We start from the raw sequence: 372 nt of genomic DNA on the forward strand, positions 1-372 counted from the left end.
GTCCCGCCATTAGTGAGAGAAATAAAATATAAAATTCTCGAAAATGCCCTACAATATATTGAGCAACTCAAAGGCAGGATTACTGCGGCACAAACTATTGCCGCTGCTCTAGATCCTCGTACTGTAGTGGCCGCCGGTTACGCGATACTCCGAAACGAAGACGGTTGTCCGATGACGCATGTACAAGACGTTGCCAATGCAAAAATTGTGAGCGCTGATCTTCGAGACGGCTCCATCACCCTTCAACCACTTCAAGCAAAGAAGATATAAAAATGAATCAGATGCAACAAAGCCCGATTAGCACTGGAAACGAACCGCCAACAAAATTTGCAGACGCTTATGCAGAATTGCAGCGGATCGCAGCTGCCCTCA

The 372-nt window shown here is 46.5% G+C and carries 1 protein-coding gene; it reads left to right on the top strand.

Going from position 1 to position 372, the window contains the following annotated elements; translation table 11 throughout:
• On the top strand, positions 1-270 hold a 270-nt coding region (locus CSR02_RS03680), incomplete at its 5' end, for a hypothetical protein (protein ID WP_208616798.1).
• Positions 271-372 lie beyond the last annotated feature (102 nt).

Origin of the sequence: Acetobacter pomorum (assembly GCF_002738225.1) — a bacterium.
Classification (GTDB): domain Bacteria; phylum Pseudomonadota; class Alphaproteobacteria; order Acetobacterales; family Acetobacteraceae; genus Acetobacter; species Acetobacter pomorum.